Source organism: Streptomyces sp. NPDC054842, from assembly GCF_053611025.1.
In genome coordinates, this window is sequence record NZ_JBSGZN010000002.1 from 264432 (window position 1) to 287612 (window position 23181).

16 protein-coding genes and 4 pseudogenes are annotated in these 23181 nt (G+C 69.8%); 12 read left to right on the plus strand and 8 right to left on the minus strand.

What is annotated here, in order from left to right:
* The first annotated feature begins 48 nt into the window (after nucleotides 1-48).
* From ACWGIS_RS02900 to ACWGIS_RS02910, 3 genes are read left to right on the plus strand one after another with little or no spacing between them, the layout of a single operon-like run.
* The gene (locus ACWGIS_RS02900) at nucleotides 49-1401 is read left to right on the plus strand and encodes an MFS transporter (protein WP_453360644.1); all 1353 of its coding nucleotides are present in this window, start codon (nucleotides 49-51) and stop codon (nucleotides 1399-1401) included.
* A complete protein-coding gene (locus tag ACWGIS_RS02905) occupies nucleotides 1398-1982 on the plus strand; it encodes an RBBP9/YdeN family alpha/beta hydrolase (RefSeq protein WP_453360645.1) in 585 nt (194 codons plus the stop codon). Before ACWGIS_RS02900 ends, ACWGIS_RS02905 begins: the two co-directional genes overlap by 4 nt.
* Nucleotides 1983-2018: 36 nt before the next feature.
* Nucleotides 2019-4013 (plus strand): acetoacetate--CoA ligase, encoded by a 1995-nt coding sequence (locus ACWGIS_RS02910; RefSeq protein WP_453360646.1) that lies wholly within the window; start codon nucleotides 2019-2021, stop codon nucleotides 4011-4013.
* A gap of 943 nt (nucleotides 4014-4956) precedes the next feature.
* On the opposite strand, the gene ACWGIS_RS02915 is transcribed toward ACWGIS_RS02910, so the two are convergent.
* The 3 genes from ACWGIS_RS02915 to ACWGIS_RS02925 form a co-directional block, all read right to left on the minus strand.
* Complete coding sequence (locus tag ACWGIS_RS02915; RefSeq protein ID WP_453360647.1) at nucleotides 4957-5922, minus strand: YeiH family protein; 966 nt, start codon at nucleotides 5920-5922, stop codon at nucleotides 4957-4959.
* Nucleotides 5923-6048: 126 nt separating this feature from the next.
* The gene (locus ACWGIS_RS02920; RefSeq protein WP_453360648.1) at nucleotides 6049-7578 is read right to left on the minus strand and encodes a long-chain-fatty-acid--CoA ligase; all 1530 of its coding nucleotides are present in this window, start codon (nucleotides 7576-7578) and stop codon (nucleotides 6049-6051) included.
* On the minus strand, nucleotides 7575-8699 hold the full coding sequence (locus tag ACWGIS_RS02925; RefSeq protein WP_453360649.1) for a TauD/TfdA family dioxygenase: 1125 nt from the start codon (nucleotides 8697-8699) through the stop codon (nucleotides 7575-7577). The genes ACWGIS_RS02920 and ACWGIS_RS02925 overlap by 4 nt, the downstream gene beginning before the upstream one ends.
* A gap of 205 nt (nucleotides 8700-8904) precedes the next feature.
* On the opposite strand from ACWGIS_RS02925, the gene ACWGIS_RS02930 reads away from it, so the two are divergent.
* Nucleotides 8905-9927 carry an AraC family transcriptional regulator gene (locus tag ACWGIS_RS02930; protein WP_453360650.1) on the plus strand — a complete coding sequence of 341 codons (1023 nt, stop codon included), beginning with the start codon at nucleotides 8905-8907 and terminating at the stop codon, nucleotides 9925-9927.
* A 157-nt stretch (nucleotides 9928-10084) separates the two neighbouring features.
* On the opposite strand, the pseudogene ACWGIS_RS02935 reads toward ACWGIS_RS02930, so the two are convergent.
* Nucleotides 10085-10204, minus strand: a pseudogene (locus ACWGIS_RS02935) (ATP-dependent helicase C-terminal domain-containing protein); the annotation flags it as partial.
* Nucleotides 10205-10357: 153 nt separating this feature from the next.
* On the opposite strand from ACWGIS_RS02935, the gene ACWGIS_RS02940 reads away from it, so the two are divergent.
* Both ACWGIS_RS02940 and ACWGIS_RS02945 read left to right on the plus strand, forming a co-directional pair.
* A complete protein-coding gene (locus ACWGIS_RS02940; RefSeq protein WP_453360651.1) occupies nucleotides 10358-11182 on the plus strand; it encodes a hypothetical protein in 825 nt (274 codons plus the stop codon).
* Nucleotides 11183-11783: 601 nt separating this feature from the next.
* Nucleotides 11784-12854 (plus strand): annotated as a pseudogene (locus tag ACWGIS_RS02945) (IS630 family transposase).
* A 21-nt stretch (nucleotides 12855-12875) separates the two neighbouring features.
* On the opposite strand, the gene ACWGIS_RS02950 reads toward ACWGIS_RS02945, so the two are convergent.
* Nucleotides 12876-13844: a hypothetical protein gene (locus tag ACWGIS_RS02950; RefSeq protein WP_453360652.1), complete on the minus strand. Its 969-nt coding sequence runs from the start codon at nucleotides 13842-13844 to the stop codon at nucleotides 12876-12878.
* 434 nt (nucleotides 13845-14278) lie between these two features.
* Nucleotides 14279-15583, minus strand: a complete 1305-nt coding sequence (locus ACWGIS_RS02955) for a phospholipase D-like domain-containing protein (RefSeq protein WP_453360653.1) — start codon at nucleotides 15581-15583, stop codon at nucleotides 14279-14281.
* Between the two features lie 995 nt (nucleotides 15584-16578).
* Here ACWGIS_RS02955 and ACWGIS_RS02960 point away from each other — a divergent pair.
* From ACWGIS_RS02960 to ACWGIS_RS02985, 6 genes and pseudogenes are all read left to right on the plus strand, one after another.
* Nucleotides 16579-17016: an AfsR/SARP family transcriptional regulator gene (locus ACWGIS_RS02960; RefSeq protein WP_453360654.1), complete on the plus strand. Its 438-nt coding sequence runs from the start codon at nucleotides 16579-16581 to the stop codon at nucleotides 17014-17016.
* A 75-nt stretch (nucleotides 17017-17091) separates the two neighbouring features.
* Nucleotides 17092-18342, plus strand: coding sequence for a DUF2716 domain-containing protein (locus tag ACWGIS_RS02965; protein ID WP_453360687.1), 1251 nt, complete (start codon nucleotides 17092-17094; stop codon nucleotides 18340-18342).
* A gap of 526 nt (nucleotides 18343-18868) precedes the next feature.
* Complete coding sequence (locus ACWGIS_RS02970) at nucleotides 18869-19204, plus strand: hypothetical protein (protein ID WP_453360655.1); 336 nt, start codon at nucleotides 18869-18871, stop codon at nucleotides 19202-19204.
* Nucleotides 19205-19832: 628 nt separating this feature from the next.
* Nucleotides 19833-20117 (plus strand): hypothetical protein, encoded by a 285-nt coding sequence (locus ACWGIS_RS02975; protein ID WP_453360656.1) that lies wholly within the window; start codon nucleotides 19833-19835, stop codon nucleotides 20115-20117.
* Between the two features lie 444 nt (nucleotides 20118-20561).
* Nucleotides 20562-20690, plus strand: a pseudogene (locus ACWGIS_RS02980) (HU family DNA-binding protein); the annotation flags it as partial.
* Nucleotides 20691-20710: 20 nt separating this feature from the next.
* A pseudogene (locus tag ACWGIS_RS02985) lies at nucleotides 20711-20911 on the plus strand (transposase); the annotation flags it as partial.
* A 2-nt stretch (nucleotides 20912-20913) separates the two neighbouring features.
* Here ACWGIS_RS02985 and ACWGIS_RS02990 read toward each other — a convergent pair.
* Together ACWGIS_RS02990 and ACWGIS_RS02995 are read right to left on the minus strand one after the other, a co-directional pair.
* Complete coding sequence (locus tag ACWGIS_RS02990; RefSeq protein ID WP_453360657.1) at nucleotides 20914-22032, minus strand: fatty acid desaturase family protein; 1119 nt, start codon at nucleotides 22030-22032, stop codon at nucleotides 20914-20916.
* A gap of 7 nt (nucleotides 22033-22039) precedes the next feature.
* Complete coding sequence (locus ACWGIS_RS02995; protein WP_453360658.1) at nucleotides 22040-23095, minus strand: ferredoxin reductase; 1056 nt, start codon at nucleotides 23093-23095, stop codon at nucleotides 22040-22042.
* Nucleotides 23096-23181 lie beyond the last annotated feature (86 nt).

Below are 23181 nucleotides of genomic sequence, written 5' to 3' on the forward strand. Positions count from 1 at the left end.
ACCACTGAGCAGTCCCCGCCGGAGAGGGCGTTCCCGTCCGTCTGGCCAGTGTCCCGGCGTTATGCCTGGGTCGTTTTCGCACTGAGTTTCGGCCTGCTGCTGTCCGACTACATGTCACGGCAGGTCCTCAACGCCGTCTTTCCCATGCTGAAGGCCCAATGGCTGCTGTCCGACGCCGAGCTGGGATCGCTCAGCGGGGTCGTTGCGCTGGCGGTCGGCGTGCTGGCCTTCCCGTTGTCCCTGCTGGCGGACCGCTGGGGCAGGGTGCGGAGCCTGCTGATCGCCGCCACCGTGTGGAGCCTGGCGACGCTGGGGTGCGCGGTGTCCGCGGGCTATGGCGAGATGATGACCGGCCGGATCTTCGTCGGCATCGGTGAGGCGGCCTACGGCAGCGTCGGGATCGCGGTGGTCCTGAGCGTCTTCCCGCCCGTGCTCAGGGCCACGCTCTCCGGCGCCTTCATCGCTGGCGGCGCCTTCGGCTCCGTCCTCGGCGTCGCGATCGGCGGCGCGGTGGCCGAGACGTTCGGCTGGCGCTGGGCGTTCGGCGTGATGGGCGGCTTCGGGCTGGTGCTCGCCGCGTGCTACGGCCTCGTGGTCACCGAGAAGCGGCTGCGGCCGCGGGCGGAGACGGACGCGGACACGAGGAACGCGGCGGACGGCGGTGCGGCCACCGGCACCCGGCCAGAGGCGGACACCGCCGAGGACGTGGCCACCGCCCCGCGCGAGCATCTGCGAGCCCTCCTGCCGCGGCTGTTCTCCTCAGCCTCCGTCATCGGCGCGTACATCGGCAGCGGACTCCAGCTGTTCATCGCGGGCTCCCTCATCGCCTGGCTGCCCAGCTACTTCGATCGCTACTACCACCTGCCCACGGCGCAGGCCGGCGCCGCCGCCGGGGTCTTCGCCCTGATCATCGGCGTGGGGATGATCGGCGGCGGGATCGTCTCGGACCGGATCAGCAAAGCGCGGCCGGTCAGGAAGTGGTCTGTCGCGATCGTCTGCAGCCTCGGCTCGCTGGTCCTGCTGCTGAGCGCCTTCCACCTCCCCACCGGCTCGCTCCAGATCATGACGCTGGCGGCGGGAGCGATGCTGTCGGCCGGCACGGCCGGCCCGGCCGCCGCCATGGTGGCGAACCTGACCCCGGCGACTATCGCCGCCACGGCGTTCGCCACCCTCACCCTGGCGAACAGCCTGCTCGGCCTGGCTCCCGGCCCCGCGGTCACGGGCATGCTCGCCGACCGTACGAGCCTGCTCGACGCCCTCCGGCTCGTCCCGCTCGTCGCGCTCGGCGCCACCGTGGCCTTCGTGGTCGGCCGGCACCACTACGAGCGGGATCTGCTCCGCATCACCGAACTGTCCGGGCCGGCCGGCCCGGAGAGGACGCGAACGGAGGTGTCCTCATGACCCGCACCACAACCCCGGCGATCGTGATCGTCCCGGGCCTGCGCGACCACGTGGACGGGCACTGGCAGACCCTGCTCGCCGGCCGGCTGGCCGAGGCGGGCCGCACCGTCCGCACGGTGCCGCCGCTGACACATGACGGACTCAGCCGCAAGGCCCGCGTGGCCGCGCTGGACGAGGTGGTCTCGAGGCTCGCAGGACCCGTCGTCCTGGTCGCCCACAGCGCCGGCGTGATCACCACCGTGCACTGGGCCCATGAGTACCGGGCCGACGTCCGGGGCGCGCTGCTGGTCACCCCGCCGGACTTCGACGCTCCGCTCCCGGAGGGCTACCCCGCCCCAGAAGTGCTGGCCGGGAACGGCTGGACGCCGGTCCCTCGGTCGGCGCTGCCCTTCCCCAGCATTGTCGCGGCCAGTTCCGACGACCCGCTGGGCGGCCTGGACCGCGTCCGTGCGCTGGCCCTGGCCTGGAAGAGCGGGTTCGTGGAGCTGGGAGCCGTGGGGCACCTCAACCCCGCCTCCGGCTACGGCCCGTGGCCGGAGGCGGAGGAACTGCTCCGCGAACTCGACCCCGATCACGGCTGAGACACCGCCCCGGCCGGCGGCTCCCGAAAGGCACCGATGAACACCGACACCGACACCGATCTCCTCTGGTCGCCCGGTCGCCGTGAGACGCGGGACTCCAACGTCGCGTCCTTCCTGCGGTGGCTCGGCACCCACCGGGAGTTGCACTTCCGCGACTACGCCGAGCTCTGGCGGTGGAGTTCCACCGACCTGCCCGGCTTCTGGTCCGCCGTATGGGAGTTCTACGGCCTGGACGCCGTGTCCGGCTATGACGAGGTGCTGGCGGACACCTCCATGCCGGGCGCCAGGTGGTTCACCGGCGCCCGGCTGAACTTCGCCGAACGGTGCTTCGCGCACGCCGCCCGCGACCGCCCGGCCCTGGTCTTCGTGGACGAGGACGGGATACCCGTGGAGACCTCCTGGGAGGAGCTGCGCCGGCAGGTCGCGGACGTCGCCGCGGCGCTGCGCCGGATGGGCGTGGGGCCCGGCGACTGCGTCGCTGGCTTGCTTCCCAACCTGCCGCAGACCGTCGTCGCGCTGCTGGCCACGGCCTCCCTCGGCGCGGTGTGGACGGTGTGCTCCCCGGACTTCGGCACGCCCAGCGTCCTCGCCCGGCTGCGGCAGGCACGCCCGGCCGTCCTGGTGGCGGCGGACGGCTACCGCCACGGCGGCAAGCGGTACGACAAACGCCCGGTGGTCGCCGAGCTCGTGGAGGGGCTGCCCTCCGTACGGCACGTCCTCGCGGTCGGCCACCTCTTCCCCGCTCCGGACAAGCCGTGGGCGCCGCGGGCCGACGTACGGCAGCACTCCTGGTCCGCGCTGCCGACCGCGCAGGGGCCGCTGGAGTTCGCCGACGTGCCCTTCGACCACCCCCTGTGGATCCTGTGGTCGTCGGGGACCACCGGGGTGCCCAAGGGGATCGTCCAGGGCCACGGCGGCATCGTCGTGGAACTGCTGAAGGCCCTCGGTCTGGGCGCCGACCTGCGCGCCGAGGACCGCTACCTGTTCGTCACGTCCACCAGCTGGATGGTCTGGAACTTCCTGGTCGGCGGACTGCTGCACGGCAGCACCGTCGTCCTTTACGACGGCAGCCCCACGTTTCCCGATGTCCATGGCGCCTGGCGGGTCGCCGAGCGGACCGGAGCCACGATGGTCGGGGTGGGGGCCGCCTACCTCGCCGCCGGGGAGAAGGCGGGCGGGTCCCCGGCGGCCGAACTGGGTCTGGGGGCACTGCGCTCGATCCTCCAGACCGGCTCGTCGCTGCCGCCGGGCACCTGGCGCTGGGTCCACGAACGGCTCGCGCCGGGTGTCTGGCTCCAGTCGGTCTGTGGCGGGACCGACGTGTGTTCCGTGCTGGCGGGCGGCTCCCCGCTGCTGCCCGTGCGGGTGGGCCGTATCCCGTGCCCCGCGCTCGGCGTCGCGCTGGCCGCCTGGGATGCCGAGGGGCGGCCGCTGACCGGTGAGCAGGGCGAGATGGTGCTGACCGCGCCCCTGCCGTCCATGCCGCTCCGCTTCGTCGGCGACCCCGACGGGGCGCGCTACCGGGACAGCTACTTCGACACGTATCCGGGTGTCTGGCGGCACGGCGACTGGGTCACCGTCCATCACGACCTGTCGGTCGTCGTCTCCGGCCGGTCCGACTCCACGCTCAACCGCATGGGCGTGCGCATGGGCTCCGCCGACCTCTACGCGGTCGTCGAACAGCTCCCCGAAGTCGCGGACAGCCTCGTCGTCGGTGTGGAACGCCCGGACGGCGGCTACTTCATGCCCCTGTTCGTGGTCCCGGCCCAGGGAACCGACCTGGACGAAGCGGTGCGCGAACGCATCGCGGCCGCCGTCCGGCGCCGGCTGTCCCCACGCCACGTGCCCGACGTCATCCTGCCGATCGCCGCCGTGCCCCGCACCCTCACCGGGAAGAAGTTGGAGGTGCCCGTCAAGCGCATCCTCCAGGGGGCCCGCGTCGACGAGGTGAGCAGTGCGGGCGCCGTAACCCACCCTGAAATGCTGGCGTGGTTCGCTGAGTTCGCGGGCCGTTCCGCCACGGGCGGGTGAGCCGCGCCCTCGCGCGGACGGAATAGACGCCTCGGCCCGTACCCGTGGGCCGAGGCGTCTTCTCCGTCGCCGGGTGGTGGTCAGGAGGTGCGCTCGGGCTCGACACCCGGCGGGAACCCGTGGATCCCCGAACTGCCGACAGAGTCGTATCCGCGATGGCTGGGGGACCGACGCTCCAGTCCGCGGCAAGGCGCATCGCATGCACTTCCGTGGGCATGGCGGCGTGCCAGGCGTCCCCTTGGGAATCTCCCCAGTCCCGCCGACCTCCTCACGGCCCACCAGCCGACTCCGAGTTCCCTCTCGACGGCGGCCGGCTCCCCGAGGCGCAGGGGAACCGCGCCGGTCATGCCGATGAAGCCGTAGGCGCGGGTCAGCTCACCGGAGTCGACCCTGGTCCAGGCGTGGTGGTCGACGATGCGGTCCGGGCCGAAGTACTGGAGGTCCCCGACGCGTACGGCCGGCGTCCGCAGGCAGGCGGGGAAGGCCGGGCGAGTGGCGTGGGTCTTCTGCGTCAGATGGATCCGGCCGTGGGCGAGGGTCCAGCCCGGGACGGGTCTGGCGACGAAACCCCGTGAAGGTGGGCCAGCTCGGTGCCGCTCGTCCAGTCCATGATTCGCCGGTGCCGGAGGCCGAGGGCGTCGGCCGCCTCCTCCGGCCCGGCGTCCCGCACCGTGAGCCATGACGTCTCATAACCGAAGGGCATGATCCCTCCCAGTGTGGTGCGCCGGGGACGACACGGGGGTCGTCTTCAGATGGCACCGGCAAGGGCGGCGCACGCCGGTCGTCCAAGTTGCCGCAGGGGATGACGCGCAGGCGGCGGGCCGGGGAGGACGGTGTCTCGCGGGCTCCGTCACGAGCGCACCGCCGGCACTCCGGAGACCTGGCCCTCTCGGTGGGGGCGCGGGCCGGGGTGCCGGCGGCCGGAGCCGTCTAGGCGGGGCTGCTACGACAGGCCGCCGCCGAAGGCGTACTGGAGGGCCAGGCTGGAGGAAGAGACGACCACCCACAGGCAGGCGCCCAGCAGCAAGGGGCGGGGGCCGGTGCGGCGCAGGGCCGTGAGATCGGTGGACAGGCCGACGGCGGACAGCGCGACGGTGATGAGGAAGACGGACAGCTCCTTGAGGCCCGGATGCGCCGCGGCGGGGATGAGACCGGCGCTGTTCGCCGCGGCCGCCAGCAGGAAGGCCACGAGGAACCAAGGCACCAATCCGGCCGGCCGCACCGGCGCGGAGGGGGCGGAGCCGGTGCGGCGTCCGGCCAGGAACGCCAGGCCCAGACAGACCGGGATGATCATCAGGGTGCGGGTCAGCTTGACGACCACAGCGTCGTCGACCGCGCCGGGGCCGTAGGCGTTGGCGACGGCCACCACGGACGACATGTCGTTGACCGCGGTCCCGGCGAACAGGCCGAAGACCTGGGGATCCATGCCGATGAGGTGGCCGACCAGAGGGAAGACGACGACCGCGGCGATGTTGAAGAGGAAGATCGTCGAGATGGCGTAGGCGACCTGCGCGCTCGCGGCGCCGATGACCGGGGTGACCGCGGCGATCGCCGACGCGCCGCAGATGCCGGTGCCCGCCCCGATGAGGGTGCGCAGATCGCCGCCGACACCGAGCCGGCGTCCGATGACCCGGGCGGCGAGCAGACAGGCGGCCAGGGAGCCGAGCATGACCGGAAGGGAGCTGCCGCCCACGTGGAGCACCTGGGAGAGCGACAGTTGCGCGCCGAGCAGGGCGACCCCGGCCTGGAGGACGGGTTTGCCGGCCAGGCACAGGCCGGGCGTGAGGCGGGGGGCCGGGCTGCGGACGGCGGCGGCCAGGACGCCGAGGACCACGGCGGTCACCGGACCGCCGAGAACGGGGAGCCGTTCGCCCACCGCCATGGCCACCACCGCGACGACCAGGGCCACGGCCAGCCCGGGTATCCAGGACCCGCGCACCGGCCGGCCGGCGGCCGCCGCGGCCGCGGCGGGGTCGTCCGCCCGGGGACCGCGGTCCGGGGTGGACCGGGGCCCCCCGGGCGTCCCTCTCCTTCCTCACGAGTGCGACTCTCGTCCGCCGCTGCGCCCCGTGGCCTCCTGCTCCACGACGACGATCTCGCGCTTGAGGATCTTGCCGGTGGCGCCCTTGGGGAGCGCGTCGGTGAAGACGACGATCCGCGGATACTTGTAGGCGGCCACCCGTTCCCTGACGAAGTTCCGGATCTCCTCGGTGGTGGCCTCCGCGCCGTCCCGGAGGGCCACCACGGCCGCTATCTCCTCGCCGTGGACGTCGTGCGGCACACCGACCACGGCGGCCTCGGCGACGGCCGGGTGCTCGTAGAGGACCTCCTCGATCTCGCGCGGGTAGACGTTGTAGCCGCCGCGGATGACGAGGTCCTTCTTGCGGTCGACGATGAAGTAGTAGCCGTCCTCGTCGATGCGGGCGAGGTCGCCGGTGTGGAACCAGCCGTCGCGGACGGCCTCGGCGGTTGCTTCGGGGCGGTTGCGGTAGCCCTTCATCACGTTCTCGCCGCGGATCGCGATCTCTCCGACCTCGCCGGGGCCAACGTCGGTGGCGTCGTCCGCGACGAGCCGGGCCTCGACCCCGCGGATGGGCACCCCGATCGAGCCGGCCTTGCGGGGACGGTCCGGGGGATTGAACACGGCGACCGGCGAGGTCTCCGACAGCCCGTAGCCCTCCAGCACCGTGACGCCGAATTCCCGTTCGAAGCTGTGCAGCACCTCCACCGGCAGGGAGGCGCCGCCGGACACGGCGAGGCGCAGCCGGGACAGGTCGTGGTCCTCTGGCACACCGGTGTTGAGCAGGGCCGTGTACATGGTGGGGACGCCGAGGAAGACGGTGACCCGGTCCCGGTGCAGGATCCGCAGCGCCGCAGCCTGCTCGAACCGTGGCAGCAGGGTCAGGGTGGCGCCGGCGACGACGGCGGCGTTGAGGGCGCAGGTCTGCCCGAAGGCGTGGAACAGCGGCAGTCCGCCGAACAGGACGTCGTCCGGCCCGATCCGGGTCAGCGTCTCCACTGTCGTGACCGCGTTGGCCGACAGGTTGCGGTGGGTGAGCTCGGCGCCCTTCGGGGTGCCCGTCGTCCCGGAGGTGTAGAGGATGACGGCGGTGTCGCCGTCCGCCCGCCCGACGACCTCGGCCATTGGCTCGGCAGCCCGGGTCAGGGCGGCGAACCCTGCATCGGTGACAAGGCACTCCACCCCGGTATCGGCTGCGGCCTTCGCCACCTCCGTCGCGAAAAGGGGGTCCGTCAGCACGATCCGGGAGCCGGAGTCCCTCAGAGCGTGGGCTACTTCGCGGGACTTGAGCAGCGGGTTCATCGGGACGACGACACCGCCGGCCCGCAGGATGCCGTAGTAGGCGACCGGGAAGAGAGTGACGTTGGGCATGACCAGCGCGACGCGATCACCAGGCCGGACACCCTGCTCCTGCAGGAGGGCGGCGACGCGTGCGGCGGCGTCGTCCAGCTGGGCGTAGGTGAGGACTGTGTCGTCCTGGCGTACGGCGATCCGGTCGCCGTGAGCTCTGGCCGATTCCGCCAGTGCTGCCGCGAGGTTGTTCATTCGTCGTCCGTCCTGTCGGGGCCTGAGGGGTGGTGATCAGGGCGGCAGAAGCCGCCGGCGTAGCCGGAGCCGGGGATCGTGGCCAGGTCGCGGGGGGTGATCCCACCGCGGCCGGAGCCGTCCCCGGCGTGCGGGAGGTCACCCCAGAAGTGCGGAGGGAGGTCGCGTCCCTGGCGCAGGGTCAGCCAGAGCCGCAGCAGGTGGCGCTTGCGTTCGGGCTCGGCGAAGTCCTCGTACTCCGTACGGGAGTGCAGGACCGCGTAGTTGTTGACCAGCAGCAGGTCGCCGGGCTCGAAGTCGAGGTCCAGGCGGTGCCGGGGGGAGTGTGCCGCCTCGTCGACGACGTCGAACAGCTCCACATCGGCCCGCTCCAGGCGCGGGACCCCGGAGATGCGCTGGGCTGACTCGAGGTAGCGGCGGTGGTAGCGCATGCTGAGCTTTCCCCCGTGCCAGGTGGCGAGGGGGACTGCGTGGTAGGGGCGCTCGCCGGGGGCGTGTTCACCCCGGCGGTCGAGGTAGTGGGTGCGGTACAGCCGCTTGACGAGATCGGGGCGGCGCGCCAGGACGGCGTTGTGGACCGCGCCGGCACTTACCAGGGAAATGCGCGCGCCGGCGCGGGGCGGAGTCAGACACAGGAGCCCGAGCACGTCGGACCCGTCGGTGTGGAAGGGCAGCGCCGCTCTCGTCTGGTAGCCGCGCGTGGACGGGTCAGCCAGGGTGCGTCCGGTGTCACGGACGTGACCGAGCATGTGACCGGCCGCGTTCTGCGACACCGGGACGCCCATGTGCTGCCCCAGCCCCCAGAACAGGGTGCTTGCCGCCGCCCTGCTGTACCGCTCGACGGGGATGCGTCTGACCAGGACGAACCCCCGGCCGTTCTCCAGCACGTCGACGACGCGTTCCAGCACGCTGGCCAGGGTCGGCAGCGGGAAGTCGGAGGCCCCCACCTTCAGCAGCGGGACACCACGCTCGCGGACCACGCGCAGAGCGGACTCGAGCTCCTCGATCTGCTCGGGCGACAGCCGCAGGACCCACTCCTCAGAATCTGCCAGGTCCGCCCCGCTCCAGACGGCCGGCCCTGTGCAGGGCCGGCGCAGCACCTCGATCGCGTTTGTGTGCACAGCGGACACACTTCTCCCCTTCGACCGTCTGATGGATTCCGATGGAGCGGTATGGATGTCCTTGCGTCCCCGCTGTCTCGGCGCCGGATTCTGGGGGATTCACTCCATCGCGAGTGGTGCCACAGTAGGGCAGCCCGTGTCGTGGCGCTTGACGTGACGTGACGTCTGACTTATCAATCAGGGACACACCCCAGGGAGTGCGCCCATGATGAAGCCCCTCGTCCGCAACGCCGCCCTGAGCGGCTACGTGGAGCTGAGCCAGTCCCTCGGCATCGACCCGCGAGCCCTGATGAAGCGGGTCGGCCTGGACCCCGCCGGCCTCGCGGTCCAGGACCGGTGGATCTCCGGCGTGGCCGTGATCCAGTTGCTCGAACTGTCGGCGGCGGCCGCTCGACGGGAGGATTTCGGCCTGCTCCTCGCCGAGCGGCGTCGCTTCTCCAGCCTGGGGCCCATCAGCCTGGTCATTCGCGAGGAGCCGGACGTCCGCAGCGCGCTCGAACTCCTCGTCCGCCACGAGCACATGTACAACGAGCTGCTGCACAGCAGACTGTCCGAAGTGAACGGCCTGGCCACACTCAAGGTGAACCTGGAGCCGGGGGAGACGACGCCGACCCGCCAGTCCGTGGAACTGGCCGTGGGCGCCTTCCACCAAGTGCTGCGCACCTTCCTCGGCGCTCGATGGCAGGCACTGTCCGTGTGCCTCACGCACGGAGCGCCGAAGGATTCCGGGAGTCACCAGCGCGTCTTCGGTCCCGTGGTGGAATTCGACGGCGAGTTCGACGGGATTGTCTTCTACGCCAGCGACCTCCACGCCCCCAACCCCCTGGGGGATCCCATGCTGCGGGCCTACGCACGGCAGTTCTTCGACGCGATCGCGACCTCGCGGGACACGACCGTGCTGGACCGGGTGCGGGACCTGATCGAGGTCCTGCTGCCGACCGGCCGGTGTTCCATCGAGCAGGTCGCCGGCAGTTTGGGAGTCGACCGCCGGACCGTGCACCGGCACCTAGCGGCGTCGGGCGAGACATTCTCCTCCGTCCTCAACGCGACGCGAAGCCAGCTGGCGGAACAGCTCGTGCCCAACCCGAGGCGTTCGCTGACGGAGATCTCCGGCCTGCTCGGATTCTCCGCGCCGAGCGCCTTCTCCCGCTGGTTCCGCGAGCAGTTCGGCTGCAGCGCGCGGGAGTGGCGCACCCAACGCGCCGAACGGGGGCCGGAGGGACGGTGACCCCGAGGGAGCGCAGGGCATTGCGAGTACCTGCGACGGCGGGGCATCCGCCACATGATCGGCCGCAGCCCAACTCCGGTTGGGTTTCTGGCGGTTCGGCCTCGGCCGGCTCGGGTGGCGGCTGACCCCGAACTGCCGGTGGCGCTCCCCTGTAGGGCGTATTGAGCCGCCGGGTCGGCTCCGCCGCAGCCGGGTCCTCCGGCCACGGGTGGCAGGGGTAGCGGCCGCGGAGCTCGGCCCGCACGGCGCGGTAGCCCTCGCGCCAGAACCTCGACAGTACCCCGGCTTTACCGCCGACCAGGTCGACGGTAAGAAGAAGCCCCCAGCGTTGCCGCCGATGCCGGCCCCCGCCACCGCAGCGACGCTGACGGTCAAAGAGCGGCCGCGCGCAAGGACCGCGACGAGGCAGAGAGGCAGATGCACGGTGAGGATGCTGGCGAGCGCGACCTTCGACGCGCACACCGAAGGCGGGGTCGGCAGTGGGCTCGCCGCGTGGTTCGGAGCCGCCCTGGACGGTCCGCTACGTGACCTCATGGCGGAGGACCGGCAAGGGATCGGCGCTTCGTACGCCGGGACCCAGGCCGACGGATGCGCATCCCGCCTGGACTTTTCGCCGGTATCCGCGCAGTGGCCCGCGATGGGTGCGGAACTTCTCAGGGCGCCCGAAACGGCACATGTGCGCTTCCACCGAGAGCGCTCCCGCAAGCCGGTGGCCCATGTGCGCAGCTCTAGCATCATCGTGCGACGGCCCAACGTGGAGGCGTCGCTCCTGTTCGACGAGGCGGGGGCCGCGGCGGACGATCCGGCCTTCTGTGCGCGTGCGGTCGGGTTCCTGGTCGCCGCGCTGGATGGGGTGGGGCCCGCTTTCGCGCGACTGGGTGCGGACGAAGAGCCGCGCGTCGAGCACACGGGGCTCGATCTCGTGCTCGGCCGCAAGGCCAAGCGGTCGGTGGCTCAGGCGCGGACCTTTCTGCGTGGGTACTCCTGGACCACCGTGTGCCCGGCCGAACTCACCGAACGGCTGGGTGGGGCCGAGGAGCTGCGGGCATCCGGGGCATTCCACTCGGTCGTTCCGCTGACCGCGGGCGGGGTGGTCCTTCAGGCGACCGCCACCGTCGCGGAGTTCTCGGATGAGGCTCTGCGCCAGGTGTTCGAGGCACTGCGGCCGGTGCTGCCGCCGGGGACGCCAAGGCCCGATCCGGCCCATCCTGAACTGCGGTTCATCGATGAGGACGCGGTCGGGACTGGATCGTAGGGGAAGGCGTTCTGCCCGCGGGTACCAGGTTCGGGCGAACGGAGTGACCCCACCCGGACATGGTCCAGCAGGACATCGCGGTTATGGACGGGGTGCCGACGTCCGATTGAGCGGTGATGTCTTCGGTGTAGAACGTGGATCTTGCCGCGTCAACTCGACCACCGTGCGCCAGTCTTGTCGGAGCTCGAACAGCTTCTCTTGACCCCGGGGCCGCCGGCCGCCAGCGACGTCCGACGACGTGCTGAAGCTGCCGCGCACCCTGGCCGCCGCCCACCGCATTGCCGGGCCGCGGGCCGTCCGCCACCAGCCTGGACAGCGTCGCCGACCAGTTCGCCGCCGTCTTCGTTCCGTTGACCGACGTCGCAAAGCGCGCCGCGGCCCAGCAGACCGACATGTCCGCCTGCTGGCGCCAAACAGCAGGCCACTCCCAGCCATTGGCTCGATAGCCACGGCCAGAAAGCTGCAACAGCCGTACGCCCGGCGTCCGCGGATGAAATGCCGACGCCGTGCTCGAAGCGATCACCGGTGGTCTCGTAGGCGCGCTACTGAGGATTTCGACCTAGGGTGACGGTGATCTCGGTAGAGGGTGTATCCCGGTGCCATGCGGTACCCCGATGAGGGTGGCCTGACCGTGAAGCAACGGGCTCAGCGGGAGCAAGTGCGGTTCGAGGCTGCCGAGTTATTCGTGGAACGGGTCGTGCCGCCGCAGGTCGCCAGGCGGTTACGGGTCTCTCGCAAGTCCGCCTAAGCCTGGCATGCCCGCTGGCGGGAGGGTGGTGTGGAGGCACTGCGGTCCAAGGGAGCATCGGGGCGGCAGTCGCGGATGAAGCCCGACTGGCGGGACTGGCTGGCCGCCGAGCTGGAGAAGGGGCCGGCCGCGCACGGTTGGGTGGAGGACCAACGGTGGACGCTGGACCGCATCGCCACGGTGATCGCGCGGCGTTTCAATGTCCGCTTCAGCCCCGCGCAGACCTGGCGCATCCTGCGCCAGATGGGCTTCAGCGTGCAGGTCCCACAGCGCCGGGCCGCCGAACGCGACGAGGACGCCGTGACCGGCTGGATCACAGAGACGTGGCCGCGGGTGGAAAAGACGGTGAGGGACCAGGATGCGTGGTTGTGCTTCGCGGACGAGTCGGGGCAGCTGCTGCGGCCGCCGAAGGCACGGACCTGGTCCCGGCGCGGCCACACGCCCCGCGTCACCGTCCGGGCCGCGGGATCGGGACGGATCTCGCTGGCCGGACTGGTCTGCCACAGGCCCGGCCACCGCTCCCGGCTCATCTTCCGGATGCTGGTGCACCACGGCCGCAAGGGTGAGAAGAAGGGTTTCCGCGAGAAGGACTTCGCCCGTCTGCTGGATGCGGCTCATCAGCAGCTTGGCAGGCCCGTCGTGCTGGTGTGGGACAACTACACCCACCACGTCGATGCGGCGATGCGCGAGCTGATCGCCGCCCGACAATGGCTGACCGTCTTCCGCTTCCCCGCCTACGCACCCGACCTCAACTCGGCCGAGGGCGTCTGGGCACATCTGAAGAACAGCCTGGGCAACCTCGCCCCGTGCAGCATCGACGAACTCGCTGCGCTGGCCCGCACCCGCTTGAAACGCATGCAGTACCAGCCCGGCCTGCTCGATGGCTTCAGCACCGAGACCGGACTCATCCCGGCCCCTCCATGACGTCACCCAGAATCGAGAACCTCAGCAGCGGCTCGCTCCTCGGTAGTCTGCTGCGTCCTCGTAGACCAGCCTGCGAGTGTCCGACGAAAACCCCTTAACCGGTTCCCCTTCGGGCAGGGCGGGCGCCAACGTGCGGAAGACCGCCCGTACCCGTTCCTCACCGTAGTCCCACACGTTTTCAGTCGCCCGTAGCGAGGCCCCTCCGCCAGACAGCGGCTCCACCTCATGGAAGGCACCGCTGGCTCGGAGGGCCTCGACACCGCCGAGTTCCGCCACAACACCCGGGGAACAGACCGTCCACCACGCGTATCCCCGCAGGAGGGTGCCCAAGTCAGGGAAAGTGTCCTCAAGCAGCAGCCCGAGGTCGACCTCGAGTGCGGTCCTTCCTGTCACACCTTCGGCGTCGTCCGAGATGCTTCCGTACAGGATGTCCTCGTGCCGGTGCACCTGAGTACGGAAGAAATCGATCCAGCGGGCCTGCGCCTCGCTCCGGACGCCCGGGGAGGCGAATTCTTCCGTGGTGCGGGAAGCGACGAGTGAGACGACTTCGGGGGTGTCGCGGTCCCTGACCACGGACACGTCGAGCCACGGCCAGTCGGGATGGCCGTCGGGGCCGATGATCCTGAGGACCACCGTCGCTTGACCGGGCATGCTTTCCAGATCCCGGAGAAAGGCGCTCCAGTTCTTCGGGGACCAGGGGACCTCGTACGGTTTCTGCCGCCGCTTGGCCGGTTCCAGCACCACCAGGGTCGCCCACAGTTCCCCGGGCGCTGCTTCTCCGCGGCTGAGCGCGACAGCACGGCCGGAGAAGTCCGCGTCAGGCGTGAACTCGGCCTGCAGCGGCCCCGCGAGTGCGGTGAGCGCAGCCGTGAACCAGGGTTCGGCCAGTTCGCGGTAGGCGCTGCCGTCGCCCGGACACGGCAGGTCGATCTCTGCTCGCAGCGTCCAGTTGAGTTTAATCACACTGCGGGTTCCATCTTGTTGGGCCATAGCCTGCTCCCTCACCTCCTTGGGCCCGGGGCAGCCTATCCCCCCACCCGCACAGGTCCTTGAGCCCACTGCTTCACGGTCAGGTTGCCCCCACCCGGACACCCCATCACACCGAGGTACACCCACCAGCGCGATCACCGTCACCCCGAAGCGAAAACCTCAGTAGCCGGCCTCCTCGGGACCGTCCTCGTGGTCCGGGACGGTAGACGCGGACATAAGTCCGCCGCTGAGGAACGGGCTGCCGCCGCCCTGCTCGCACAGCTCCGCCGCGTCCGCGTGGACCCCGATTCTCTCAAGGATCAGCGGGCCGCGACCGAGTTCCTGGAGGAGTGCATGACGGCGGTCTTGGCCCCGACGTAACGAAGCATTACCAGGTGCGGTTCGAAGAACTCACCGTGCGGTACCCACAGGGGTCACCGAGCGGCGGGGAATGCCTACTCCTTGACCTGCTTCGGGTCGATCGGAATCTCGCGTGCCGTGTTCTCGGCGCGCTCCTCGGCGCCCAGCTTCAGCGTTGCGGTCCCGCAGCAGCGGTCGTACTGGTTCTGCCAGTCCGTCATGAACGTGTCATAGCTGGACTGGCCGACCAGCTTCAGGTCCGACTCGTCGTTGTGCCAGACGCCGTTGCTCGTCCAGTTCGCGGAGCCGACGAACACGATTCTGGAGTTGACCGCACCCGCGTAGCCGCCGCTGACCATCATGTACTTGTCGTGCGTGTAGTGCAGGGCGTTGCCGTTCGCGTCGGTTCCGCGGCTGGTGTCGTGCACGGAGATGTTCGGCCGGTCCTTCAGGTAGTTCTGCACGCTGCTGTCGACTTGGCCGGCGGTGAGGAGTATGCGGATCTTGACGCCGGTCTGTGCCAGGCTCACCAGCTTCTTCGGCAGTTCGAGATAGTTCTGGTCGCCCGGCTGCCCGTGAGAGGTCCACTGGAACATGGCTATGTTGATCGTGGCCGGCGCCTTGACGTTGTTCAGGAAGTCGACCCAGGTGTCGCTCTTGGAGCGTGCTTTGGGCCACTGGTAGGAGGGCGGGGACAGTGTCCTGGCGGCTTGGCCGTCGGTGGAGCTGTAGTAGTCGGGCATCAGCGGGCCCGGACCGTTGAGCGCCCCCTTGGCCATGGCGGTGAAGTAGCGGGCGTAGAGGTTGTACAGGTCGACGTTGCCCTTGACGGTGGCGCTGCTGTTCCACGCGGTATTGGCCTGGGCGGACGTGGGGTTGGCGCTGCTGACGGTCACGGTCCTGTTCGCGTCGCTCCCGCCGCTGAACATGTAGTACTTCGCGTGCAGGGAGGAGCCGGAATAGTGGGTCAGGCAGCCGCCCGGGCACAGCGCGGCGAAGCTGGAGGCTTGCGGATCGTTGCCCAGCTCGGTGACCAACGACTGCCAGACCGCGTTGTCGCTGTGCACGTCCATCAGCGCCTTGACGATGACGCCGCGCTGGTGCGCGGCGATCAGGGCGTTGGCGAAGTCCGGACCCGGCTGCGTGCTGCCGATCGAGTACATGGCGACGCGTATGGTCTGCCCGCAGCTGGCGCTGTTGATCGATTCGATGATCGGGTCCATGACGTTCATCCGGGCGTCGGGGTCCTCCGGGTCGTTGAAGCGAGGACCCGGTGTCGAGGTGAACGTCCGGGACTCGCAACTGAGGGGAGTCTTGGCCTTCTTGACCGCAGCGTGCGCCGTGGTCGGCGACAGCGCGGTGATGGCCAGTGCACTGATCAACGTGAGCGTTCGCTTCATGGACGGGCCTTTCGCTGGGCTGTTGCCGATGACGAGTCGGGCGTTGCTGTGCTGATCGCCCCATGGGTGGTCGCTGAGGCGAGCCCTGCAGCCGGCGTTCGCCCAGAACGTCGCACAGCCTTCCCCGTCGACCTCCGCCGTGCGGTCGTGGCGGAGTGGGCCGCGCCTGCCGAGCCGCCGACGCGGCGGGGAGGCCGCCGGTCAGGGGCGCTGCCGCGACGTTCGCGGTAAGGACGTGGGCGCGTGTCGGGAGCGGGGCCGGGAATGCTCCTGTGCTCGGCCATGCGTTGAGATCCTGTGATGGGACCGGGACATCCGGCGGACATCCCGGTCGATGGAGTGCTGGTCCGTTGGCGCCTGCCCGAAGTTGTTCCATGTATGACCCACTGATCCACTGTTCGGCAATCAGGAGACTCGCGAAGGCGTCGAAGGGTTGCACGAGGAGACAGGAAAGCAGGTACGCATGCAGGGGAGTCGGAAGTGGGGACGGGCCACGGGAGCGGTGCCCTCCACGAGCGCATGAGGCAGGCCGAGTGCGGCATGACGGATGATCAACGAGGTTCCGGAGCAGAGTGATCGAGACGTCCGGCATCTCGATCGACAGCCCGGGGCCTCGCTCGTTGCGCCTGGCCGGGGTCACCGATCGGGGCGTACCTCGCGCCCTCGCGTGCGTGCCGGGGCGCCGACCCGGTCGGTCCGCGGGGGCTCGCGGGCACGGGCGCTCTACGCTCGCGGGGAGGAGCTGGGAGCCGGCCGTGATGAGGCCGGGGACAGTGAAGTCGCACTTCACGGTGCGCGTGGCCCCGGAGACCAGGGCGTAGGTGCCTGTGGTGTTGCGGGGGACGGTATGGCACGGCCGCTCGTGCGTCGTAGGAGACACCGGTCCCTGAGTTGATCATCCGGACCACCAGCGTGCCCTTGTACTCGACCACTCGAGTGCCGTCCTCGTACGTCGCGGGGGTGCGCCGTACCACCTCGTCGACGAGCGGGCCGCCGTGCACAGCGACGTCGCAGCGGACCTCAGCCAGATACGTGCAGGAAGGCGAGCGCGAGGGCTCCCACGAGCCCGGGGCGACGGTTGCGGAGGCCGAGACGGCGGTGACGAGCGGGGCGGCGAGCACGCCGCAGACGGCAAGGGCCAGGACGTATCTGCGCATGGTGAACTCCTCGGAGCGGAGCGGAACGGCGGATGCGGACGGCCCCAGCCGACACCCATCGCCCGCACCACCCTGCACACCTACGTCGGCCGGCTGCGCGCCGCACTCAGGCCGCACGGCGTCACCGCCTCCACCCCGCACGACGGCTACGCGGTCGAGACCGACGGACACACCGTGGACGTAAGGGAATTCATTACCCTTCTCGGCCGCGCAGAGCACGCCGGCGACCCCGGCGAACAGCTCCACTGCCACGACCGCGCCCTCGCGCTCTCGTGATGGTGACGGACACGCTGCTCCCCGCACCCGCGGATGGCGTCGCGGGAACCGCAGTGCTTGAATACCGCGGTGGTCATGAAGGTGGGCGAACTGCTGGCAGCGTACGATCGCAGCCTGCGTAGCCCCGATTCGGCGCATCCGCGATTCGGCACCGTGGTCGAACGGATCGGACCGCTGACCCTCACGCACTACGGCACCCACTGCGTCGTCGATCACCCCGCCCTGGACGCCTCGATCTCGACCGCGCAGCTTGCTTCGCAAGTGCAGCAGTGCGCGGCTGCGCGTGTGGAACCTGTGGAGTGGCGCGTGTTCGCCCACGACACAGAAGCGTCACGGCTGACGGCCTCGCTGGAAGCAGCGGGTTTCACCGCAGGATGGGAGCGCAGTGTCCTTGTCGGCGAAGTCGCCGAGCTCGACTTCCCCCAGCCGCAGCCGGAGTGGGGAATTGAATCGGTGCGGTGGGATGAGGCGCAGGTGCAGCAGGCGCTCGACCTCTCCGCCGGCTCCGGGCCGCACCGGGTCCCCCTGTCGGTCTGGCATGCGATGGGCTCGATCCCGTACTGGGACGTCGATGTCCGCGTGCTGACTCACCGCGGAAGGGTTGCCGCGGCGTGCTGGCTGGAGACCGTTCGGGGCACCGGGTTCGCTGCTGTCGGGGGCCTGACCGCTTCACGTGCCGAACTGCTCGCCAAGCTGCCGTTGTGGCGGTTCCAGCAGCCGGCGAAGGGGTTCCTGGTCGCCGAGGCCGACGGGCAGCTGCGCAGCGCCCTTGTAGCCGTTGGGTTCCGGGACGTCACGATGGTCCGGTCCCACCGCTGGACCCCGCCAGGCGAGCCCGCTGCGGCCCCGCCCGCGAGGCATTCTTTCCACGACGCCGAGTCCGGACGGATAGCGCGTCGCGGCGAGGCTCGCATCGGCTTCGACTACGACAGCGGGAGCGGACGGTATACCGCGCCGCTCGACTCGCGCCGTTGGTTCTACGGCATGCTTGACCGCGGCGCTCCGGCGATCTCAGCCGCCGAAGGCGTCATCGAGCGCGGCCTGCGTGCCTGCGTCCGGCCCGGTGAATGGGTCTACGAGTGCCGTCCATATCTCAACGGCTGGGAGTTCGATCCGCACCGCGTCGGCGGCCCGGGACAGCCGCTCTGGCCGGGCAGCGCTATCGCCGACGATGAGTTCCAGTTCCTCGTCACCGCGGACGCCCGCCTCGGCACGTTCGCCCACTACGCCGAACAAGCCCTCGTCGTCTTCGGAGACGACCTCATCGAGCAGGTCGCCAATGACTTGGACCAACTGTTCGGCGACGGCGTCTGGACCTTCGGTTGAGCGATCAGATGACGCCCCTTCACCGATCTCTCGCGAATGTCCTGACCTAGCCGCATTCCGTGCCGTGAACCGGTGGAGCGCATCTCCGCAGAGACCGCGGTCGCGCTCGTTGTGCCGGCCCCGGCTACGCGTGCCTCATGTGTCTGCATGGCGATCATGGACTCAAGCTGAGGGACCGCCTCCGTAACTAGATCCTGTGTGGGGACGTCGCCGTGGATCGTGTCGGATGAACTGTGGAACCGCCTTGAACCGCTGCTGCGGCAGCCGCCTGCATGAAGGAGAGGTGGACCGCGTAGCGGTGCGGAGACTTCCCGACCAACCACCTCGGCCAGGGACCGCAGACGCCGGGCCGGAACCCCGTCGAGGACGAGCGGCTGGGGGCCGATTGCCGACAAGACCGTCTTGCCGACGAAGTAGTGAGCTGCGGGGTCCTTCCGCGCCCTAGGTCCGCCGCGTGCGCGAGCGAGGCTCTGGAAACACTCAAGTCCCTTGCGTGACAGGGGATACGACCGGGACGGTGACCCTCATGGGAGCCTTTGGTGCACTGAACAAGAAGTACGACTTCGTGCTGGTCATCCGGGACGCGGACATGGTCACACTCGCCCTGCGGCAGGCGCTGACCGAGGCGTCACCGGAGGAACGCCCTGGTCTGGAACGCGCCGTCACACTCGTGGAGTCCACCGCCGCCGCCACCGAGAGTCGACTGCGCGCCGACTGGGTCCGGGCCCGACTCGCGGACGTCGGCTTCACCGGGGACGTCGACTCGGTCGCGGCGGTGAAGGCGCTGCGCCAGGCGGAGCCGAAACTGAGCCTGCTGGCGGCGGTGCAACTACAGAAGGACGCCGTGAACGACCTGAAGTGACCGGTGGCTCGCGCGCCCCCGGCCCCCCGGGGCCACCTCGTGACCCCCATCCCGCCGGGACGTAGCCGTCGTCCACCCGCCGGCCGGAGCCCCGACTCGTACGCCGCCACCGGAGCCTTCACCGGCTGCACCGGCGACCGGCGCCTGCACCGGCCGACGGGGCGCAGCACTGCCCGGCAGGTGCGAGGCGTCCGGCCGAGGAGGTCGGCCGCGCGGCGCCCGACCGTCGCCGGATCCAGCGCCTCGGCCGCGACCTGACGCAGCTCGTCCTCGTCGACACCGGCCTCCTGGGCTGCAACGAGGCGGGCGCCGTGACGCCAACCGCCGGTACGGGTGGTGAGCCAGGTGGTGACGGCGGCGGCACCGATGCCGATGGCACGGTGGAGGGCCGTGTCCAGCTCCATCCATGCGCTACCCGGGCCGGTGAGCTCCTTCGTCATCCCCACGAGGGGTGGGATTCGACCAGGTGCGCGCTACATGTGGCGGGTTCCGCCGATCTTTCTGAGTCTGATCTCAATGCCCTGAGCCTGCAGGGGCGTGCGTAGTCCATCTGGCTGCCAGCTGCTTGCTGAGCAGTGGACACGGCCCGCTGCGCACACCCGCCATAGCTCACACGAGGAGAGACGTCATGCCCAGAGCTGCCACGACCAAGGTTGCGCAACCCGTGACGGACGACAGCATCAAAGTGCGCCAACTCAGCCACTACCAGTTCAGCTGGGTGGCGGGGGAGCCCGCTGCCCGCGGCACTCTCACCCTGCAACTCGTCCTCGACGAGGGCGCTTGGGAAGAGGTACTGACCGTCGACGCCGACGACGCCGACGTGCTCCAGGACCTCCTGCGCAGCACACCGACCGTGCACTACGACGTCAGTCGCCGCACCCTGATGTTCGGTGTCACTGCTGTCGGCGCCTGAACAGGACCGCGGGCCTGTGGTCGCCCCCTTGTCGTCAGCGATCGCTCACCTTCAGATGTCGTCGGACCGCCGTCGAGGAGGCTGGGCTTCTTCGCCAGCCACAGCGGCAAGGCGCCGCGGTCGATCGCGACGTACGTTCCGGCGTTGATGGCCGCACAGCGAGCACCGCGGTCGAGGCGATGCGGTAGCCGAACGCGCGGGTGATGCCAATGGTCACGGTGAGCTGTACCGGCGTTGTAGGACGCGACGTGGCAGGCCACCGCGCGCCTGCCGAGCGTGCTGATCGTCATGGTCGGACGGGTGGAGGCCGGCGGGGCGCGCCGTGGCATGCACCAGATCCTTGCCGTACAGCCGCTTGCGTGAACGGCCGACCGAGTCGATCACTGCGGCTTGGTGGATGTCCGTGTGGGTGTCGACTCCGCAGATCACTGCTATCCCGGGCGCGAGCGGACCCACCGTGCCCCCCGTACGGCCCGCAATCCCCAGACGGGCGAGCCGCTCGAGATCGCCGCCGGCTACAGCGTGAAGGTCTCCGCGGGTTCCAAGCTCAAGGAAGCCGCCAAGGGCAAGTAGCCCCACCCCGGGCACCGGACTACGCCGGCCTTGCACCGGCCACCAAATCGTCGGGGTCCTCGATCCACGGCGAACACGCCCCGCGAGGCGGCAACCGACAGCTCAAACGCGCGATGTTCCTCTCCGAGTTCGCAGCCCTCCACGATCCCGCCTCCCGCAGCTACTACGACCGCTGCCGAGCCAGAGGCAAGAGCCACACACAAGCCTTCCTCCGCCTGGCGGATCAGGCCGCGACGAGGTTCTGCTCGTGGTCCGGCGTCTTCACCTTGGGCTTCCTGTTCGGCAGCGAGAGTCGAAAGACCTTGTGCCAGGCGGAGAACACCTGCATGGGCAGTGGCCCGGTGACGTACTCCAGCTCGTACTTCTCGAACAGCGCGCGCACCTTCACCGCGACCTCGGCGTACCGGTTGCTCGGCAGATCCGGGAACAAGTGGTGCTCGATCTGGTGCGACAGGTTTCCGGTCATGAAATGCATGACCTTGCTGCCGCTGATGTTCGCCGAGCCCATCATCTGGCGCAGGTACCACTGGCCGCGCGTCTCGCCCTGGATCGACCGGCGCTCGAAGACCTGTACGCCCTCAGGGAAGTGCCCGCACATGATCACCGAGTGGGACCAGATGTTGCGGACCAGGTTCGCCGTGAACGTGGCGGCAAGCGTGGGCAGAAACGAGGGACCCGACAGCAGCGGGTGGATCACGTAGTCCTTGAGCACCTGCTTGCGGATCTTGCGGCCCACGGCCTTGGCCCGCGCTCGGAACTCCGGGTTCTTGCGGCGGCGCTTGTTCAGGTTTTTGCCGAGCTCCAGGTCGTACGCCGCGATGCCGTACTCGAAGAAGCAGGCGTTGAGGAAGTTCCACAGCGGCTGGCCGAGGTGGAACGGGTGCCACTTCTGGTCCTCGTCGACGCGCATGATGCCGTAGCCGAGGTCGTTGTCCTTGCCGATCACGTTGGTGTACGTATGGTGCAGCTCGTTGTGCGAGTGCTTCCACTGATCGGCCGGTGAGACGTGATCCCACTCCCAGGTGGTGGAGTGGATCTTCGGGTCCCGCATCCAGTCCCACTGACCGTGCAGGATGTTGTGGCCGATCTCCATGTTGTCCATGATCTTCGCCACGGACAGCCCGGCGGTGCCCAGCACCCACGCGGGCGGGAAGATCGAGAACAGCAGCACGCCCCTGCTGGCCAGTTCGAGCGTGCGCTGTGCGGAGATGACCTTACGGATGTAAGCGGCGTCCTTCTCGCCGCGGCCGGCGATCACCTCGTCGCGGATCGCGTCCAGCTCGCGGCCCAGCTCCTCGATCTGCTCCGCAGTCAGGTGGGCAGTGGGGTCGATGGCGGTCAAAGTGCTCCTACCGTTCGATGTCGCAGGGGCCCGCCGCGGCGGACACGCAGGTCTGGATGAGGACGCCCGCCTCGGCCTCGGTGATCTCGCCGGTACGCAGGTCGCGGACGGCGCCCGCCTTGAGCGGCGAGACGCAGCCGAAGCAGATGCCCATGCGGCACCCGGAGGGCATAAGCACGCCGGCCTCCTCGCCGATGTCCAGCAACGGCGTAGTGCCGTCCCCGTCGACGGTCCTGCCGGTGACGCTGAAGGTGACCTCGCCGCCGTCACCGGCGACGACGATGCTGGGGCGGAAGCGTTCGGTGTGCAGGCGCTCTTGAATGCCGTGCTTGGTCCAGTGGTCTTCGGCGGCATCTAGCAGGCCCGCGGGGCCGCAGGCCCAGGTCTCGCGCTCGGCCCAATCGGGCACGAGTTCGTCGAGACGGGCGATGTCGAGCACGCCGCCTGTGTCGGTGTGCACCTCGGTGAGCCGCAGCTTCTTGTCCGCGACCATGTCGTGCAGTTCGTCGCGAAAGATCACGTCGTGCGGCCGTGGCGCGCAGTGGACCATGACGACGTCGTCGATCTCGGTGTCGCGCAGCATGCCCATCACGGGCGTTATGCCGCTGCCGGCCGTCAGGTAGAGCACCTTGGCCGGCTTGGCCTGCGGCAGCACGAAGTCACCGGTCGGCTGGTCGAGCTGGATCAGTGTGCCAGGTTTCGCCCTGCGGACCAGGTGGTTGCTGACCTTGCCGTCCGGGATCGCCTTCACGGTGATCGTGACGCGGCCGTCCTGGCGGTTGGTCGGCGAGGTGAGGGAGTAGGCACGCCACAGGCGCACCCCGTCGACGTCGACCCCGATCCGCACGTACTGACCTGCTGTGTGGCTGCGCCAGCCTCGTCCCGGCCTGATCACGATGGTCGCGGCGTCATTCGTCTCGGGGTGCACGGCCTCGATGCGCCCCCGCAGGTCAGCGCCCGCACGCAGCGGGCTGACCAGGTCGAGGTAGTCCGACGGCAGCAGGGGCGTCGTCACCATCTCGAGCAGTTTCCACGCCCTGCCGCGGAGGGCTGTACTCGTCATGCCTCCACCCTGCTGCGTCTCAGGGCGTAAAGTCCTGACCGCAGGACGTGAATCTGGAAGATCGAATTGTTCGCAGGGAACAAAAA

Coding starts and splice junctions, on each gene's coding strand:
- ACWGIS_RS02905 (WP_453360645.1), top strand. CDS start 1,398: ATGACCCGCACCACAACCCCGGCGATCGTGATCGTCCCGGGCCTGCGC.
- ACWGIS_RS02910 (WP_453360646.1), top strand. CDS start 2,019: ATGAACACCGACACCGACACCGATCTCCTCTGGTCGCCCGGTCGCCGT.
- ACWGIS_RS02920 (WP_453360648.1), bottom strand. CDS start 7,578: ATGAACAACCTCGCGGCAGCACTGGCGGAATCGGCCAGAGCTCACGGC.
- ACWGIS_RS02930 (WP_453360650.1), top strand. CDS start 8,905: ATGATGAAGCCCCTCGTCCGCAACGCCGCCCTGAGCGGCTACGTGGAG.
- ACWGIS_RS02940 (WP_453360651.1), top strand. CDS start 10,358: ATGCTGGCGAGCGCGACCTTCGACGCGCACACCGAAGGCGGGGTCGGC.
- ACWGIS_RS02950 (WP_453360652.1), bottom strand. CDS start 13,844: ATGGCCCAACAAGATGGAACCCGCAGTGTGATTAAACTCAACTGGACG.
- ACWGIS_RS02955 (WP_453360653.1), bottom strand. CDS start 15,583: ATGAAGCGAACGCTCACGTTGATCAGTGCACTGGCCATCACCGCGCTG.
- ACWGIS_RS02965 (WP_453360687.1), top strand. CDS start 17,092: ATGAAGGTGGGCGAACTGCTGGCAGCGTACGATCGCAGCCTGCGTAGC.
- ACWGIS_RS02970 (WP_453360655.1), top strand. CDS start 18,869: ATGGGAGCCTTTGGTGCACTGAACAAGAAGTACGACTTCGTGCTGGTC.
- ACWGIS_RS02975 (WP_453360656.1), top strand. CDS start 19,833: ATGCCCAGAGCTGCCACGACCAAGGTTGCGCAACCCGTGACGGACGAC.
- ACWGIS_RS02995 (WP_453360658.1), bottom strand. CDS start 23,095: ATGACGAGTACAGCCCTCCGCGGCAGGGCGTGGAAACTGCTCGAGATG.